Below are 17,034 nucleotides of genomic sequence, written 5' to 3' on the forward strand. Positions count from 1 at the left end.
GGCAGGCGGAGCGACGCGAGGCTCCTCGCGTGCGCCGCTTCAGCGGTACAGGGACGGAAGGCGGGGCCTGGGCGGCACGGGGAGCGCCTCGAGCGTGGCGGCGAGGTCCCCGCGCTGCTGATGGAATACACGCAGGAAGCCATGCGCCGCCTGGCGGGCCTCCGGCAGCATGGGCGGGGCGTCCGTCGGGGGCGCGCCCCAGGTGGGGCGGGTGAGCGCGGCGAGGAAGGGCCGCACGTCGTGCGTGCCCAGCAGCAGCCGGATGGGACCCCGTCCGTGCAACACCTGGTGGTGCCGTCCGTCATGTCCGCGCTGGACGGTCTGGGTCATGGCGCAGGCGCGCTTGAGGTGGTCGTTGAAGGCCCGCTGGCCTCCGGGCAGCAGCAGCAGCCGGCGCAGGAGCGTCGCGAGCAGGCCACGGTCAAGCTCCGAGGCATTCCACCGCCGCTGGAGCCGCCATGCCCGCTGGCGTGCCTCGTGAAGCTCCCTCTCCGTGGTGCTCTCGAAGTGCGTGTCCCAGCTCAGGTGGCTCAGCGCGTGCTCGCCGATGAGGCCCTCGGGGAGGACGCCTCGCACGTGCGACAGGCGCTCATCGCGCGGTAGGTCCGCGGTGACGGCGCGGGCCCAGCGCTGGAAGGGGTTGACCTTGTCCCGCGCACGGCGCCCCCACACGACGCGGCGCATCTTGCGGGTGGAGTCCGCGTCGAGGTCGGGACAGTCGTCCGCGAAATCCGGGTCGCGTTCGAGCCCGGTCATGCGGCCACGGACGGCGTGCCGGGTGCTCCGGCTGATGGCCGCGCGTGCCTTGCGAGCCGCCTTTCGTCCGGTGGAGGGCAGCAGGCTCCGGGCCATCTCGTACGCTTTGTCGTCGCCGTGGACCAAGGGACCCCCGTTTCTCCGCGAAGGACGCCAGGGGCTTCGCTTCCTGACGCGGGGGCCCGAGCCGTGTTTTCGTGCGACCGCCCGCGCGGCGCTTGCCTCGGGGGCTCCGCTCCTCCGAGGCTGCGCCCATGCTCGCGAGGATGTTGCTTCGAAGGTGCTTCGCCTGGGCCCTGGTGGCCACCGCCCTCACGGGCTGCTCCGTGGCCCGGGTGAATCTGGCTCCGCCCACTGGAGACGAGGTGACGCTGCTGGTGCCCGGCTACCGGGGCAGCTTCCTCTTCACGGAGGGCGCGGAGCCCGAGCGCGCGTGGTTCTCGCCGGGGGATGTCGTCACCCGCGGAGAGCGCTCGCTCGCGCTGCCGTTTCCGGGACAGCGCCCCGCTCCCCGCTTCGGTCCCCTGGTGCCGGACGGGCCGATGACGAAGCTCACGCTCATCCCGCTGCTCGCGTCCATCGACGTGTATCGCCCGGTGATGGAGTTCGGCCGCGAGCGGCTCCCGGGCTTCACCGCGTTCGGCTACGACTGGCGGCGCGACGTGCGCGAGAGCGCGGGGAAGCTGTGCGCGCGCATCGAGCAGCTCGTGGCCGAGGGCGGGGGACGGCGCAAGGTGAACCTCGTGGTGCACAGCATGGGCGGGCTGGTCGCGCTGCACTGCCTGCTGCACGGAGGCTCGGAGCAAGGCACGCAGCCGTGGGCGGGTGCCGCGCACGTGCAGCGCGTGGTGTTCGTGGGCACGCCCTTCCGGGGCTCTCCGGGCATCTTCGACGACCTGCTCGAAGGCACCGCCACCGGACGGAACACGGCGCTGCTCCGCCCCGAGGCCCTCTTCACCTTCGCGTCCTCCTTCCAGCTCCTGCCCTGGCGGGGCGACTTCTTCGTGGACGGGGCCGGCGCGCCCGTTGCCCTGGATGCCTTTGCGCCGGAGCAGTGGTGGACGCGGGGCTGGGGCGTCTTCGAGGAGGCCGCGCTGCGCGAGGATGCGGCCTACCGCGAGCAGCTCACCCGCATGCTGGAGGCCCGCCATGCGCTCGCCGACGCGCTGGCGCCGCGCGAGGGACTGCCGCCGCCTCCCTTCCAGACGCTCGTCGTCGTCGGCACGGGACGGCCCACCACGAGCGGGTTCCGGATGAAGGACGGCGCGCTGGACGTGGATGACGAGACGAAGGCGGATGGGGATGGCGCCGTGCTCGCCACGAGCGCCGTGCCCGCGCTGCCCCTGCCGTTCGAGCGCCTGGACAGCCGCGCCGAACACGTGGCGCTGATGTCCGATGACGAGGTGCTCCGCGCCATCGCGCGGTTCCTCGGACATCCCGTGCCGTGACGGCGCGCCCTCTTCACGGTTGCGGTGTCGGGGCTCCGGTCCGCCCACGCGGGGGCTACGCGGGGTCCGAGTCGATGACCTTCTTCGCGATGCCGAAGGGGAAGCCCGCCCTCGCGAGCGAGGCGAGGTCTTTCTGCCGGTACTCCTCACGCGTCTGCGCGTTCTTCCGGAAGGGGCCCAGGCGCTTCTTCCTCGCCCAGATGCGCGCGGCGTCCTCGTCGGAGACCTCGGACGTGGCGTCCGCGACCTTCCGGGCGACGAGCTCCGAGGAGACGCCCTTCATCCGGAGCTTCTGGGCAATCATCCGGGTGCTGCGGCCGGAGGCGCGCAGGGACGTGGCCTTCATCCGCGCGTAGGCCTCGTCATTGAGGAGCCCGTTGCGGACGAGCTTCGCCATGAGCGCGTCCATCCATCCGAGCGCCTCCGCGCGGTCTCCTCCGTGGAACTTGAGGGACTTGTCCACCCGGCGCATCAACACGCGCTGGAGCTGGCTCTGCGTGGCCGCGTACCGCTTCAGGTAGTGCAGCGCGGCGTTCTCCAGGTACGTCGGCGACACCTTCCGGGGCTGCTTCTGCTTCTGTGGGCGCGCCGCCTTCCTGCCCTGGTCGTCCCGCGACTCGTCCATGACAGCGGGTCTACCACCCGGGTCTGACGGGCTGAAGCGTGGTTGCGAAACCGGGGAGGTGGGCTCGCGAGACACCCCGCCATCCGCCCGCCCGGCCGCATGCTCCACTCACGTGCCGACGTGCCTTCCCGATGCTCCGCGCCGTCTCCACCCATGAGTGCACTCCCACCTTTCCCATCGTGAAGGACGCACCCATGGCCACGAAGAAGATGACCGCTCCCGACTCCCGTCCCCTGGCCCTCGTCACCGGCGCCTCCAGTGGCATCGGCCTGGAGCTGGCGAAGCAGTTCGTCCAGAACGGCTTCGACCTGCTCATCTGCGCCGAGGACACCGGCATCAATCAGGCCCGCACCGACTTGTCGACGAATGGCGCTCGCGTGGAGGCCGTGCAGGCGGACCTCGCCACGTACGACGGCGTGGAGCAGCTCTACAAGAAGACGCAGGAGCTGGGGCGCCCGGTGGACGTGCTCGCCGTCAACGCGGGCGTGGGTGTGGGCGGCGACTTCGCGCGTGAGACGGACCTCAAGGCGGAGCTGAACCTCATCCAGCTCAACATCACGTCAGCCGTCCACCTCACCAAGCGCGTGGTGAAGGACATGGTGGCGCGGGGCGAGGGGCGCATCCTCTTCACCTCGTCCATCGCCGCCGTCCTGCCCGCGCCGCTGGAGGCCGTGTACGGCGGGTCGAAAGCCTTCCTCCAGTCCTTCTCGGAGGCGCTGCGCAACGAGTTGAAGGACGTGGGCATCACCGTCACCGCGCTGATGCCCGGCCCCACGGAGACGAACTTCTTCCACCGCGCGGGCATGGACGACACCCGCGTGGGCCGGCAGGAGAAGGACGACCCGGCGCAGGTCGCGAAGGAGGGCTTCGAGGCCCTGATGGCGGGCAAGGACAAGGTCGTCGCCGGCGCGCTGACGAACAAGGTCATGGCCGCCTCCTCCCGCGTCCTCCCCGACGCCGCGAAGACGGCCATCCACCGCCACATGTCGGAGAAGGACCCGAAGGCCTCTCACGACTCGTGAGCCGGCGTCAGTCCTTCTTCGCCGCCTCGAACAGCGCGGACACCGCGCCGGACGGGTCCTCGATGAGGCAGAAGCGGCCCATGCCTCCGGCGGACCGCACCTGGCCGCGCACCTTGCCGCCCATCGCGGTAACGCGCTCCAGGCTGCGGTCCAGGTTCTCCACGGTGATGTAGACCACCCACCCGCCCGGCATGTCCGCGTTGGAGCCCCGCGCGTGGCACACGCCCCCGGCGGGTGACTCGCTACCGGGCGGAGTCATCACGAAGTCCTCGTACCCGCCCATGTCCAGGCCGCTCGCCGTCCAGCCCACCACGTCCCGGTAGAAGTCCTTCACCTTCACGGCGTCCTTCACCGTGAGGTCCATCCAGCCCACGCTGCCCACCGCCAGCTTGCCTGTCTCGCTCATGTGCGTGCTCCTCCCGGCGGCGCACTCTACTTGTCCGCTCACATACGCGAAGTTCTCCTGGTTCCGAATGGCACGCTCATCTTCGGCAGAGGGGTGTGCTTGCACCCTGTCCCGCGCCCTCGCTACTGCCCGGCGTGTCGCAGCCACTTTCGCTCGCAGCGGTGCCTCCGTGGACGCTGAGCAGGAGTGGTCCTGTCAGCTTCGACTGGTATTCCTGGCGTGAGGGCCCGTCCTCCATGGGTGCTCGCGCTGGAGGATGCCAATGCCGCTTCGATGGGCTGTTTCGCTGCTCCTGGTGCTCGTCGGCTCTGGATGTTCAGCCACCCGCGTCGTGCGGCTGAACACCGGCGATGACGTCTTCGTCGTCACTCCTCGTGAGGCGGAGGGGGCGGAGCTGGAGGCGGTGGAACTCGACGCGGACGAGTTCGAGGAAGCCGTGGTGCAGCTCGCGCGGGACGTGCGGCCCTTCCGCAATCCGATGCTGGAGGCACGGGCGCTCTTTGGCGTCCCTTCCCGAAGCGGGGTGTACCGCTATGAGAGTCGCAGCCGGCGGTTGCTCCCCGAGGGCCCGGAGGACACGGACGGGTCGCGCCTCCTGGAGTCCTACGCGGACGAGGCGCTGACGCGTGCCTATGGCCAGTGGTGCCAGCGCAAGTCGCAGCCGGGCGACTGCCTGCGGTTGTTGGACGAAGGCCCGCTGCTGGCCAGCGACGGCAAGTACACGCTGGCCATGGCCATTGCCATGGACTCGGTATGGGAGGAGACGGCCGAGGCCCTGGAGGACATGGCGGACCCCAATGCCCTGCGCGCCACGCTCACCGCCTCGGTGACGATGTACCTGCTGCTGTGGTCGCTACCCGAGCCGGTGAGCAAGGGCGTGGCCGCCACACTGACAGCCTTGGCCATTGCCTACCTGGGCGTGGACACGGTGTGGCGCCTCATCGACGGGTGGCTGACGCTGGTACGCGAGGTAGATGGGGCCACGACGTTCGAGCAGCTCAGCGAGGCGGGCGAGGCGTACGGCGAAGTCCTTGGCGAGAACGCGGCACGCATCTTCGTCATGCTGGCCACGGCCGCCATCGGCAACACAGCGGGGCTGGCGGCGAGGTCGGCGGGGCTGCCCGGCTCCGCACAGGCGGCGCTCGCCGTGGAGTCGCAGGCGGGCTTCCAGTACGTGGCGGTGGGCAGCGTGCAGTCGGTGGCGATGACGGCCGAGGGCTTCACCATCGCGCTCGCGCCCAATGCGCTGGCCATGGCGGAGCGGGGCTCTAGCAGCGGAGGCCCGAGGAGGAGCCGACGTCATCACCTCGCCACGGACAAGAACGAGATTTCCACCGCGCGGGGAGGGCCGTGGACGCCGGAGTTCAGAAGGCTCTTCAGGAAGGCCGGGATGGAGCTGAGGGACCCCGAGAACATCGTGGATGTCCCAGGCCACAAGGGCCCACATCCGCAGAGGTACCACGAAGAAGTCTTCGAAAGACTCAACGACGCTACGGCTACGTGCCGCACCGTGGTGGCGTGTCGGGAGATGCTCACGGCCGAGCTCAAGCAGCTTGCGAAGGAGGTTGCCACGAAGGGAACGAAGCTCAACAAGCTGGTGACGCGGAGCAAGTGAGGTAGAGAGGACATCCATCATGCCGACGAAGCGTTACTTCCGGCTCAAAGAGGACATGCAGGTCGGGAACTGGGACCTGGGAGACCCCCTGGATGAACGAGGGCGGGAAGTGGATGACCCGTATGTCTTCAGGGCGGGGCGGCCCGTCCACGTCAGCGGACGCCTGACCATCCCTGTTGATGAACCTGGAAAGCGTCTGGAGTACTGCACTGCGGGCCTCGGCATGGCTCCCATCGTCCACGTCCGGGTGGCGTCCCTCTTCGCGGAGCTGGCTCCCGACGACGTGCAGCTCATCCCGGTGGACGTCCAGGGGCAGCCGGACCAGTACCTCATCATGGTGGCCACGAAGCTCATCCGCTGCATCGACGACGCGGCGTCCGAGGAGGTGCGTTTCTGGCTGCCGGAGCACGGGCAGCCCGAGCGGGTCGGCGACTACAAGTCCGTCTCCGAACTGCGCATCGACCCGACGAAGGTGGGGGATGCCAAGGTGTTCCGTACTCGGGGGTGGAACCTTGCCCTCATCGTCTCCGAGGACATCAAGCAGGCGCTGGAGCGCGCCCGGGTGACAGGCGCGCAATTCACCGAGGTGTAGCCCCGTCAGCGCCGGGCGCTCAAATCGACTTCAGCGCCTCCGGCACTTCCCACTCGGGCTTCAGCCGGGAGATGACCTTGGCGAGGTTCTCCTTGTCCTGCGCCTTCTCCAGCGCGGCCTCGGGCGTAATCACGCTGTCCTTCACCAGCCGCTCCAGGTGCATGTCCAGCGTCTGCATGCCCTGGCCCTGGCCGGCCTGCATCTTGGACGCAATCTGGAACACCTTGCCCTCGCGAATCATCGAGGCAATGGCGCTGCCGCCCACCAGGATTTCCAGCGCCGCCACGCGGCCCTTGCCGTCCGCCGTCTTGATGAGCTGCTGCGCGACGATGCCCGCCAGGCTCTCCGCCAACATGCCTCGCACCTGCCCCTGCTCCTCGGCCGGGAAGGCGTTGATGATGCGGTCGATGGTGGCCGGCGCGCTGTTGGTGTGCACCGTCGCGAACACCAACACGCCGAAGCTCGCCAGCTGCAGCGCCAGCTTCATCGTCTCGTTGGTGCGAAGCTCGCCGATGAGGATGACGTTCGGGTCCTCGCGGCCCGCCGAGCGGATGGCCGTGGCGAAGCTGGACGCGTGCGGGCCCACCTCCCGGTGCGTCACCTGCGCCTTCTGCGACTCGTGGACGAACTCCACCGGGTCCTCGATGGTGAGGACGTGCGCCGGGCGCGTGTGGTTGATGTAGTTGATCATCCCCGCCAGCGTCGTGGACTTGCCGCTGCCCGTGGGGCCCGTCACCAGCACCAGCCCGCTGCGCCGGTCCGCCAGCTTGCGCACCACCTCCGGCGTCTTCAAATCCTCCAGCGACAGCACCTTGCTGGGAATGGTGCGGAACACCGCGCCCAGGCCGGTGAACTTGTAGAAGTAGTTGGCGCGGAAGCGGGCCTTGGTGCCGTAGCCGTAGGCGAAGTCCAGGTCCAGGTCCTCGGTAATCTGCCGCTTCTGCTCCGGGTTGATGAGCTCGAAGAGCAGCGCCTCCATCTCCGGCACGGTGAGCGGCGCCTCGCGCAGCGGCACCAGCTCGCCGCGGATGCGGCCCAGGGGCGGGTAGCCCACGCTCATGTGCAGGTCACTGCCCTTCTGCTCCAGCAGCGAGTCGAACAAGGAGGCGATTCGGGGGGTGGCGTTCATCTCAGGAGCCCTTCCTGCCCATCAGCGAGCCCATCTTGCTGAGCAGCCGCGCGCTGTCCTGCGACGTCTCCGGCGCCGCCACGGTGCCCTGGCGCTTGCCGGTGACGACGGCCTCCAGCTCGTCCGGGTTGTCCGCGAAGCCCTTCGCCACCTCCAGCTTCACCTTGCCGGAGCGCACCAGGTCCGCCAGCGAGTCCTCGAAGCGGACGATGCCCAGGCTCTTGCCGCGCTGCTGCAGCGACGGAATCTGGAACGTCTTGTTGTCGCGGATGAGGTTGCCCAGCGCGACCGAGCCCGGCAGTACCTCCGCCGCGGCCACCATGCCCTTGCCGTCCGCGCCCGCCATCAGCCGCTGGCTGACGATGAGGCGCAGGCCGCTCGACAAAGACAGGCGCACCTGCTGCTGGTCCGCCGGAGGGAAGAGGTCGATGAGCCGGTCGATGGTCTTCGCCGCGCTCGGCGTGTTCATGGTGCTGATGAGCAGGTGGCCCGTCTCGCTGGCCGCCAGCGCCATGCGCACCGTCTCCGTGTCGCGCAGCTCGCCCACCACGATGACGTCCGGGTCCTCGCGGAGGCTGCCCTTGAGCGCGCTGGCGAACGTCTTCGTGTGCGAGCCCACCTCACGCTGGCTGATGAGCGCCTTCTTGCGCGGGTGGACGAACTCCACCGGGTCCTCCACGGTGAGCACGTGGTGCGTCGTCTCGCGGTTGATGATGTCCACCAGCGCCGTCAGCGTGCTCGTCTTGCCGTGGCCGGACGGGCCGGTGATGACGATGAGGCCCTGGTGGTGGTGCACCGCCTTGGCGATGTCCGCCGCCGGCAGGCCGAGCGACTCCAGCGTGGGGATGTCGCGGGGAATCACGCGGAAGGTGCCCTTGAGCCCCGTGCGCTGCCGGCCCACGTTGACGCGGAAGCGCCCCATCTCCGGCGACTCCAGCGAGAAGTCACAGCTGCCCTCGCGCTCCAGCACCGCGCGCAGCCGCTGCGGCACCACCGGGAGCAGCAGCTCCTCCACGCGCTCCGCGTCCAGCACTCCACCCTGCGGCAGCAGCTCGCCGGAGAGTCGGAAGAGGGGAGGGCGGTCCGCCACCACGTGGACATCGCTGGCGCGCTGGCTTCGGGCCTCCTCGAGCAGCCCGGCCAGCTCGCGCCACACGCCGCTCGACGCGCGGGGCATGGCGCGGGCCGGCGCTGCCGTCGTTACCGGGGCTGGCGCTGCCGCCGGAGCCGGCCGGGCGGCGGGGGCACTGGGGGCCGCGGGCGCGGGTGCCGCCGCCGGAGGGACGGGCGCGCGCGCGGCGACGGGCGCTGGCGCGGCGGCTGGCGCTGGCGCAGCGGCGGGCTGCGCGGCGGCGGGCGCGGCGTCCGTCACCCGGGACAGCCGCAGGTGGAGGAGGTCCCCCCTCCGCATGGCGGCGATGGAGAGCGCGCCGAGCCCGTTGGCGTTGACGGACCACTGCACCGGCGTCTCCGCCACACTGGAGGCGCGGGCCAGGCCCACCATGGCCTGCAGCGCGCGGGTGACGTCTTCCGTCGTCACGGCCGCGGGGTCCACCGGCTCGTAGCCGTTGCTTCCACGGATCATCGGCGGGCGGCCGGTCGCCAGGGTCAGCTCCGTGACTCCGGGACGCGATAGGTGCCGCAACAGCTCTGCGAGGGGTTTCATGCGGTGTCGGTTCAGACCGCGACGGGCGCGGGGCGGCGGGGGCCGCAGGATAGTCGACAATCCGCCGAAAGCGGTTCACCCCCGGGTCGTCCGTCTCCTCACGCCCGGTACCGGCGGCCCGGGCATCCGCGCCCACACCCGCAGTCCGGGCAGGCTGGCGCCCTGGCGCACGCGCCGCCGCCAGTCCAGCGGGACCGGAAACAAACCTTCCGATGAAAGGGAGTGAAGCGTGCTCCGGGGCCGAAAAGGGGCCCGCGCGGAGCGGGGGGCGGGAGGAGCGACCTCCCGCCCGGGAGCTACAGGGTGACTACAGCTCTCGGGACATCAGGAGCCGGAGCTTGCCGGACTTCTTGGAAACCACCGTGGCCACGGTGGTGAAGCCTTCCTTCCGGTAGAAGCTCACCGCGGCCGAGTTGGACGGGTCCACCCGGAGGGCGATGGTCTTCCGGTACATGTCGCGGGCCGCCTTGAGCGCCTGCTCCAGCAGCACCTTGCCCAGGCCCTTGCGGCGCACCTCGGGCTTCACCACGATGTTGCGCAGGTATGCCGCGCCCGGCACCGGGCCGTCCCGCTCCACCGTCACGTAGCCGACCAGCTGGTTCTGCACCTTCGCCACGTGGACGTAGGGCTTGAGCTGGGTGAGGGCCTTGAGGCTGTCCTCCTGCGTCTCACCCCGGCTCTTCCAGGGCTCGGAGCCAGCGCGCAGCGCCGCCACCTGGGTCATGTCCTCGTCGGTGGGCAAGGAGAACTTCACCGCCGTCATCAGGTCGTTCGGCAGGCCCGCCACATCCAGCACCGGCGCTGGGGCCATCTCCACGCCCGGGTCCACCTGCTTCATCGTCATCGCCTTGCTCCTCCGTCGCGCTGCGATCCTAACCGCTCCCCCGGCACCCGTGCACGCGGTGATTCCGCGCACATTGTCCTCTCACGTGAGGAGACTGCCTTCCCCAAGTGTGAGGAGCCGGACCTCGCCAAACCTTCCATGCGCCCGGCCCATTCCTCGAATGAGCCCCGCTTCCACGCCCGGAACCCGACCGGCCTTCCGCGCCGGGCCGCTTCCCACTATAAAAACGGGCGTCGTGTGCCAGAGGTCTACCTCCTCACACGAAACGGTCAGCCCGAGCTCCCCCCTTGCAACTCAATCACGCCCAGCGAGAGCTGACGCTCAAGATCGTCTACTACGGGCCCGGGCTGAGCGGGAAGACGACGAACCTGCGCCATCTGCATGCCCGGGCGTCCGCGGAAGTGCGAGGTCGCCTGCTCACCGTGGAGACCCACGACGACCGCACGCTCTTCTTCGACCTGCTGCCCGTCTTCTTCTCCACCTCCTCCGGCTTCAAGGTGAAGGTGAAGCTCTTCACGGTGCCCGGCCAGGTCATCCACAACGCGACGCGCCGCATCGTGCTCCAGGGCGCCGACGCGGTCGCCTTCATCGCCGACAGCCGGCGCAGCGCCACCGCGGACAACAATGCCTACTGGCGCAACCTGCAGGAAAACATGAAGGAGAACGGCCTGGACGTGGACCAGGTGCCGGTGGTCATCCAGTTCAACAAGAGGGACCTGCCGGACGCCCGGTCGGAAGCGGAGATGGACGTGGCGCGCAAGCGGGGCCGCGAGGCGGTGGTGGGGGCCGTGGCGCTCAAGGGCGAAGGCGTGCTGGAGACCTTCCACGCGGTGGCCCAGGCGGCCTACCGGCGGCTGGACGCGCGCGCCCACCTGGCGCGCAACCTGGCGCTGACGGAGGAGGAATTCCTGGGGCAGATCTTCCGGAGGATGGACGTCACGGGCACGGAGCTGGAGGCCCGCTATGGGCAGCCGACCGGCGGTGAGCGCAGCGGCAGCGGGGGCGCGCGATGAGCGCCACGAGCGGGCCGCCCGAGGGCTCCCAGCGCCGCGAGTCGGTGCTCCAGCGGCGGCTGTCGCTGGCGGACATGCTGGATTTGCCCTCCTTCACCGAGGTGGTGAAGAGCTTCAGCGAGCTGTACCGCGTGGGCATCAAGGTGCTGGACACGCGGGGCACCAAGCTGGCGGACGTGAAGGTGGGGCACGGGGACTTCTGCTCCTACGTCTTCACCTTCCCGGACGGGCGCGCGCGCTGCACGGCCACGGTGGCCCGGGTGAAGGACGGCCCGGTGGCGCCGGTGCACGGGGCCCGGCCCGCGGTGGGCGAGGGCGTGGAGGAGGCGGGCATCGTCGCGCTGCCGTGCTTCACCGGCCTGCGCTACCTGGTGATGCCGGTGCGCTGGGAGGGAGACCCGCTGGGCCGGGTCATCCTGGGGCCCTTCTCGCCGGAGGAGCTGCGCGACTTCCCGCCCACGCTCACGGACATCGCCGGGGTGGACCTGGCGCGGGCGCACGAGCTGGTGGGCAAGGTGCGCCGGGCGCCCGAGCGCACGGCGGCGCAGGTGCTGACGCACTTCGGACAGGTGCTGGGCGCCCTGGTGGCCAGCGGGCAGCGGGCCTACCTGACGACGCAGCTGCACATCGAAGCGATGCTGGACACGCACCGCGAGCTGGAGGCGCACAACGCGCGGCTCGCGCAGGCCAACACGCGGCTGAAGGAGCTGGACCGGCTGAAGTCCACCTTCCTGGGCACGGTGAGCCACGAGCTGCGCACGCCGCTGGCGTCCATCATCGGCTACTCGGAGATGCTGGCCGAGGGGCTGGCCGGGGTGCTCAACCCGGAGCAGCTCTTGTACGTGCGGACGATTGTGGAGAAGGGCGAGTCGCTGCTCAACCTCATCTCGTCCATCCTGGACCTGAGCCAGATCGAGGCGGGCAAGCTGCGGCTGGCGATTGCTCCGGTGGACCTGACCGGCGTCATCCAGACGGCGGTGTCGAGCGTGGCGCCGCAGGCGCAGCGCAAGGGCGTGGAGCTGGAGGTGCGGCTGCCGCACTCGGCGCAGCCCCGGCTGGCGGCGGACGCGGACAAGCTGCGGCAGGTGGTGGTGAACCTGTTGGCCAACGCGGTGAAGTTCACCTCGTCCGGGGGCCGGGTGTCGGTGGTGCTGTCCGAGGCGGGCGCGCAGGCGGAGCTGGGCGCGCAGGGCTACCGCATCTGCGTGGAGGACACGGGCGTGGGCATCCGTCCGGACCAGTTCGAGAACATCTTCCAGAGCTTCTACCAGGTGGACGGCAGCTCCACGCGCGAGCACGGCGGCGCGGGGCTGGGGCTGGCCATCGTGAAGAGCCTGGTGGAGGGACACGGCGGGCGCGTGTCCGTGGAGAGCGAGTTCGGCCGGGGCTCGCGCTTCACGGTGGTGCTGCCCCTGCACCCGCCGATGCCCGAGCACGGCGTGCTGTCCGCCGTGGCGCCGCTTCCCGAAGTGCCGTCCGGGCAGGACCGGTTCTGACGGTGCGGGTGCCGGAAGGAACGTTCCTTCCGGCCCGCTCCACTGGCCTCAGGCCCGGCGACGGCGCCCCATCCACGCGCTGAACACCAGCATCAGCCACGGTGGGCCCACGCTCGTCGCACCGCAGCCGCAGCCACTCTCCGATGCGTCGGGGTCCGGGGGCGGCGTGCCCGCGTCGGTGGCTCCGGCGTCGGCCGTGCCCGCGTCGTCGGTCGTGCCCGCGTCAGCCATCGAACCCGCATCATCGGCGACTCCGGCGTCGTCGGTCGTGCCCGCATCAACCGCCGTACCCGCATCGGCCTCGGTGCCGTCAGGCCCCGGGGCCATCAGCGCGGAGACCGGCACCTTCCACAGCTCGAAGCCGAGGGTCCCGTTGTCGGCCCCGAAATACACGTGGTCTCCCAGTCGCGAGAAGCCGTGGGGCGTGGAGCCCGGCGTGCCCGGGTACAGGTCCTGAATGGGCCGGGTGCCTTCGGGCGTGCCGTCGGACACCCAGGGCTCCACGCCGGACGCGTCCGCCGCCGCGAAGATGAGCCGTCCCTCGGGCTCCACGGCCAGCATCTCCGACAGGGACGAGCCCTCGAGCCACCAGATGCGCGGCAGCTCCTTCACCCGCCACGTCCCCGCCTCCGTGCCATCCGTGCGCCACAGGGCCTGGGTGTCCAGGGGCTCTTCCTCGAAGAAGTACAGCACGCCCCCCATCGCCGTGGGTTGCTCCACCCGCAGCGTGGAGTGCACCTGCAACGTGCCCTCGGGCGTGCCATCCGTCTTCCAGAGGTAGCCCGACGCAGGGACTCCGTACGTCACGGAGCCCCCCACGAGGAAGTAGAGCGTGGAGCCCACCACCACCGGCTTCATCGCCGTGCCCCGGCCGACGTCCTTCACGACGAGGGTGCCCGCGGGTGTGCCGTCCGACTTCCACAGCCGGCTCCCGTCGAAGAGGTAGAGCGTGTCCCCCACGGTGGCCAGGGGCCACGCGCCGCTCGACGCGGTCCCCGGTGCCAGGTCGCCCAGCATGCGCGTCCCCTCGGGCGTTCCATCCGTGAGCCACGGCTCCTGGCCCGCGTCCGCGGTGGTGGCCTGGAAGTACACCGTGTTCCCCACCGCCAGCGCGGGAGGCCACGCCGCGCCCAAGCCCCCGGGCAGGAGCGTCCGCACCGGCCACGTGTTCTCGGGGGTGCCGTCCGTGCGCCACAGCTCGCCCACGTTGGCCCCCTTCTCCTTGGCCCCGAAGTAGAGCGCGCCCCCCGTGAAGGCGAGCGGCTCCGGCCATGAGCTCCCCACGCCCGGCACGATGTCCTTCACCAGCCGCGTCCCCCCGGCCGTCCCGTCGGTGACCCATAGCTCCTGGCCCACGGTGGCATCCAGTGGCCGGAAGAACACCCGTCCCTGCGTGCCACCGAAGACGGGCAGCGGGACGAAGCGGGAGACCTCGGGATGCAGCGCCACGGTTCCCTCGGCCGTGCCGTCCGTGGTCCACACCCCGTACTTCGTCCCCGGCCCGAGCCCGAGAAAGTAGAGGCGCGAGCCGATGACGGCGAGGTTCCTCGGCGCCGAGCTGTTCGTTCCGTGCGCATCCACGAGCGGCAGGGTGCCTTCCTCCGTGCCGTCACTCCGCCAGGGTCCGAAGCGGTCCTCGGCGTCCCTGCCCCGGAAGACGAGCGTCCCATTCACCTCTGTGACGCTCGGCAGGTAGGGGCCCGTCTCGAAGTCGTCGCCGAAATCCAGGCGTCGCACCAACCGGGTGCCCTCGACCGTGCCATCCGTCCGCCAGAGCTCCTGCTCGAGGCTGGACGTCAGGTGCTGGAAGAAGAACACGCCGCCGACCACCTGGCCGCCCTGGGGCGTTGGCGTCGCCTTCACGAACACGGTGCCGGTGGCGGTGCCGTCCGTGCGCCAGACGCCGAAGCCCTCGGGCGAGCCCGCCCAGAAGAGCGTGCTCTCTCCGAGCCGCACGAAGCCGGAGGGACTCGAGCTGGCCGTGCCGGGGACGAGGTCCTTCACGAACACGGTGCCCTCGGCCGTGCCGTCCGACTTCCACAGCTCCACGCCCGTCTCCGGGGTGTGGTGCGGCATCCAGAGCGTGCCGCCCACGGGGAACAGCCCGCAGGCACAGGTGGCCTGCCCGGCGAGCTGTTTCACCCGGACGGTGCCGCCGGGTGTGCCATCCGTGCGCCAGAGGCTGGCGCGGTCCTCGGCCGCATCGCCGCCCCGGAAGTACTGCGTCCCCTGGAAGGACGTCAGCGAGTGGGCTCCGCTCGACAGCCCCGGCAGCAGCTCCACGAAGAAGCGGGACGTGCCCTCGGGAGTGCCGTCCGTCCGCCAGCCCTCGTGCGACAGGCCCACGTCGAAGTATGCCACCCCGTCCAACACGCTGAACGGGGAGCTGAAGCTGTCGGTCAGCTGTTCCCAGGCGCCCGGGATGCGCACCAGCTCCTGGGGCGTCTGTCTCGCGCAGAGAAGCGCGTCCGCGCCTCCGAAGCCATGTGACACCAGCGACAGGCACGGCCCGTTGTGCGTGGGGAAGACGGAGTCCACGAACCTCGTCACCCCCTGGCCTTCGGGAATGATGACCGCGTGCGGGAGCGTGCCAGCGGCCGTGCCGTCACTGACGTAGAGCGTGATGCCACCCCACGGTAGGGAGACCACGAAGTACAGCCTGTCCCTCCACACCGTGAGCAGGGACGGGTTGGAGCTCCAGGGCCCCGGGAGGATGTCGCGCACGAGGGTGGTGCCCTCGGGGGTGCCATCCGTGCGCCACAGCTCCTGGCCCACGCCCACCCCCGTCGCAGAGAAATAGACGGCGTCCCCCATGCGGACGAACGGGGCCGCGAGGGAGAGCTGGCGTCCCAGCGGCGCCGGGTTCAGGTCTGTCACGAGGGTCACCGGGCCGGTGGCGGGCGCCATACCCGCCGCCCGCGAGTGGGTGGGGCCAGCGGCTGACGGAGCGGATCCGCAGCCGTGGAGCGCGAGCAGGGTGAGTGCGGCCAGGGTGACGAGGAATGACAATCGAACGGACAAGAGCGGACTTCCTCCGGACTTCCGGCGTCAGGGAATGACGGAGATGAAGGCCCGGCTGTCCGGCCGGAGCATCATGGTTGGGTCATGATTGGAGCATCATTTCCTTGCGGCCGAGGCCGCGGGTGACGAGCCCCTTGCGCCAGGTGCGGCCCGAGTGACCAGCGCGCGCTGGTATTGCCACGAGGTGCTCCCCGGCCTCGCCCACGCCGCCCGCCTGGTCGAGCAGGGCAACCTGGACCTGAGTCTGCCCCAGTTCCGTGGACACCCGAGATGTGATGAAGGGGGCCCTTTCGAGCGCAGGAACAGACCAGGGAGCGCAGGTCCGTACCGTGTTTTCGAACTGCCAGGGTTGGGCGAACGCCTGGGTCAGGCGGTGAGCCCGGACGCCCTGACCGCGCCGAGACTGCGCTTCGCCGACGACCGCCTCTGGACGCTGATGCGCCTGCTCGCCGGAGCGGGTCTGGCTATCGTTGGCGCATGAACCGTGCGTCCTGGGACGCGGAGCTTCCAGGTCGCGCGCCAGAGCGGTCGTCTTGCTCGTCCGACATCCCGCCGGTCCCGGGGCGCAGCAAGCAGGAGATTGAGCGTGACGAAGAGAGCACTCGTTCACCAGCGAAGGCCGCCGCGACCAGGTGCGCAACACCACGACGAGCGTGAGCACGCAACGGGTGGGCGGCCGCAACCGCACCACGGTCACGAAGACGACCACGACCTCCACGGTGGACGCCGATCGCAATCAGCTGCGCAGCGACCTCGATGGCGAGATCGAGGCCGCGGTCGTGAAGCTCGCTCCGACGGGAAAGTGGCTCGACTGACCCAAGGTGGCCCGTGGACTGGTAGCGGGCCTGGAGCGTGATGGTGAAGCCGGCGCGGTGGGGGAGTTGAAGCCTCGTGCCGTCGGCGCAGGTTGGGTGGATTCAAGGGGTCATCGGCAACGTCCTCGGTGCCGCTCAGGACGCGCGGGCGCCGGTGCGCTGGCGCCGGCGAAGGGGCAACCCGGCTACGAGGACCTGGGCGTGGCCACGGTATTTCCCGCGACCACGCCCTCCCAGCCGCGTGTCTGCCTTCGCACGGAGCTCCTGGGCCCTACCCCAGGTCGTCCCTCACTCGAAAGTGATGATGAACTGCTCCCAGGCATCCACGGAGGTGCGGTTGGCGTTCACCGGGCCGCCGCCGCCGTCCTCGGCCACCACGTAGCGGGGGTTGCCGAAATCGAGCGTCGCCAGGGCCACGGTGTCTCCGGTGCCGATGGTGAGGAGGCCCGTGCCGGCCATCTTCCAGATGCGGAAGGTTTCATGGTCGCCAGGCGCCGTAGGGGAGGCTGTCACCCCCGAGCCGCCACTGGAGATGATTTTATTTCTCATATCTTGCTCGGCCAAGCCCGACTGCACGACCCACACG

General features: G+C 70.3%; 15 protein-coding genes. 7 read left to right on the forward strand and 8 right to left on the reverse strand.

Annotated elements, in window-relative coordinates; genetic code table 11:
* Positions 1-39 precede the first annotated feature (39 nt).
* Positions 40-756 (reverse strand): hypothetical protein, encoded by a 717-nt coding sequence (locus G4D86_RS16050; RefSeq protein WP_163994538.1) that lies wholly within the window; start codon positions 754-756, stop codon positions 40-42.
* A 254-nt stretch (positions 757-1,010) separates the two neighbouring features.
* On the opposite strand from G4D86_RS16050, the gene G4D86_RS16055 reads away from it, so the two are divergent.
* The gene (locus G4D86_RS16055; RefSeq protein WP_163994540.1) at positions 1,011-2,204 is read left to right on the forward strand and encodes a lipase/acyltransferase domain-containing protein; all 1,194 of its coding nucleotides are present in this window, start codon (positions 1,011-1,013) and stop codon (positions 2,202-2,204) included.
* Between the two features lie 55 nt (positions 2,205-2,259).
* Here the strand turns inward: G4D86_RS16055 and G4D86_RS16060 are convergent, their stop codons facing one another.
* Positions 2,260-2,829: a regulatory protein RecX gene (locus G4D86_RS16060; protein ID WP_163994543.1), complete on the reverse strand. Its 570-nt coding sequence runs from the start codon at positions 2,827-2,829 to the stop codon at positions 2,260-2,262.
* 194 nt (positions 2,830-3,023) lie between these two features.
* Between G4D86_RS16060 and G4D86_RS16065 the strand changes: the two genes are divergently transcribed.
* The gene (locus G4D86_RS16065; RefSeq protein ID WP_163994547.1) at positions 3,024-3,851 is read left to right on the forward strand and encodes an SDR family NAD(P)-dependent oxidoreductase; all 828 of its coding nucleotides are present in this window, start codon (positions 3,024-3,026) and stop codon (positions 3,849-3,851) included.
* A 7-nt stretch (positions 3,852-3,858) separates the two neighbouring features.
* Here G4D86_RS16065 and G4D86_RS16070 read toward each other — a convergent pair whose 3' ends face one another.
* Positions 3,859-4,257 (reverse strand): VOC family protein, encoded by a 399-nt coding sequence (locus tag G4D86_RS16070; RefSeq protein WP_163994548.1) that lies wholly within the window; start codon positions 4,255-4,257, stop codon positions 3,859-3,861.
* A 262-nt stretch (positions 4,258-4,519) separates the two neighbouring features.
* On the opposite strand from G4D86_RS16070, the gene G4D86_RS16075 reads away from it, so the two are divergent.
* Together G4D86_RS16075 and G4D86_RS16080 are read left to right on the forward strand one after the other, a co-directional pair.
* Positions 4,520-5,872, forward strand: coding sequence for an AHH domain-containing protein (locus tag G4D86_RS16075; protein ID WP_163994551.1), 1,353 nt, complete (start codon positions 4,520-4,522; stop codon positions 5,870-5,872).
* Between the two features lie 19 nt (positions 5,873-5,891).
* A complete protein-coding gene (locus G4D86_RS16080; protein ID WP_163994554.1) occupies positions 5,892-6,464 on the forward strand; it encodes an imm11 family protein in 573 nt (190 codons plus the stop codon).
* Between the two features lie 19 nt (positions 6,465-6,483).
* Here the strand turns inward: G4D86_RS16080 and G4D86_RS16085 are convergent, their stop codons facing one another.
* From G4D86_RS16085 to G4D86_RS16095, 3 genes are all read right to left on the reverse strand, one after another.
* Positions 6,484-7,593 carry a type IV pilus twitching motility protein PilT gene (locus tag G4D86_RS16085; protein WP_163994557.1) on the reverse strand — a complete coding sequence of 370 codons (1,110 nt, stop codon included), beginning with the start codon at positions 7,591-7,593 and terminating at the stop codon, positions 6,484-6,486.
* A 1-nt stretch (position 7,594) separates the two neighbouring features.
* Complete coding sequence (locus tag G4D86_RS16090; protein ID WP_163994559.1) at positions 7,595-9,259, reverse strand: type IV pilus twitching motility protein PilT; 1,665 nt, start codon at positions 9,257-9,259, stop codon at positions 7,595-7,597.
* A 307-nt stretch (positions 9,260-9,566) separates the two neighbouring features.
* Positions 9,567-10,103 carry a GNAT family N-acetyltransferase gene (locus G4D86_RS16095; protein WP_163994562.1) on the reverse strand — a complete coding sequence of 179 codons (537 nt, stop codon included), beginning with the start codon at positions 10,101-10,103 and terminating at the stop codon, positions 9,567-9,569.
* 287 nt (positions 10,104-10,390) lie between these two features.
* Between G4D86_RS16095 and G4D86_RS16100 the strand changes: the two genes are divergently transcribed.
* Together G4D86_RS16100 and G4D86_RS16105 are read left to right on the forward strand one after the other, a co-directional pair.
* Positions 10,391-11,116, forward strand: coding sequence for a GTP-binding protein (locus tag G4D86_RS16100; RefSeq protein ID WP_163994565.1), 726 nt, complete (start codon positions 10,391-10,393; stop codon positions 11,114-11,116).
* A complete protein-coding gene (locus G4D86_RS16105; protein WP_163994568.1) occupies positions 11,113-12,612 on the forward strand; it encodes a sensor histidine kinase in 1,500 nt (499 codons plus the stop codon). The genes G4D86_RS16100 and G4D86_RS16105 overlap by 4 nt, the downstream gene beginning before the upstream one ends.
* Positions 12,613-12,660: 48 nt before the next feature.
* Here the strand turns inward: G4D86_RS16105 and G4D86_RS16110 are convergent, their stop codons facing one another.
* Positions 12,661-15,519 (reverse strand): hypothetical protein, encoded by a 2,859-nt coding sequence (locus G4D86_RS16110; RefSeq protein ID WP_205519591.1) that lies wholly within the window; start codon positions 15,517-15,519, stop codon positions 12,661-12,663.
* Between the two features lie 746 nt (positions 15,520-16,265).
* Here G4D86_RS16110 and G4D86_RS16115 point away from each other — a divergent pair.
* Positions 16,266-16,448, forward strand: a complete 183-nt coding sequence (locus G4D86_RS16115) for a hypothetical protein (protein ID WP_163994573.1) — start codon at positions 16,266-16,268, stop codon at positions 16,446-16,448.
* Between the two features lie 288 nt (positions 16,449-16,736).
* Here G4D86_RS16115 and G4D86_RS16120 read toward each other — a convergent pair whose 3' ends face one another.
* Positions 16,737-16,997: a fascin domain-containing protein gene (locus G4D86_RS16120; RefSeq protein ID WP_163994575.1), complete on the reverse strand. Its 261-nt coding sequence runs from the start codon at positions 16,995-16,997 to the stop codon at positions 16,737-16,739.
* Between the last annotated feature and the right edge of the window lie 37 nt (positions 16,998-17,034).

This window comes from Pyxidicoccus caerfyrddinensis (assembly GCF_010894405.1).
In the GTDB taxonomy this organism is placed as follows: domain Bacteria; phylum Myxococcota; class Myxococcia; order Myxococcales; family Myxococcaceae; genus Myxococcus; species Myxococcus caerfyrddinensis.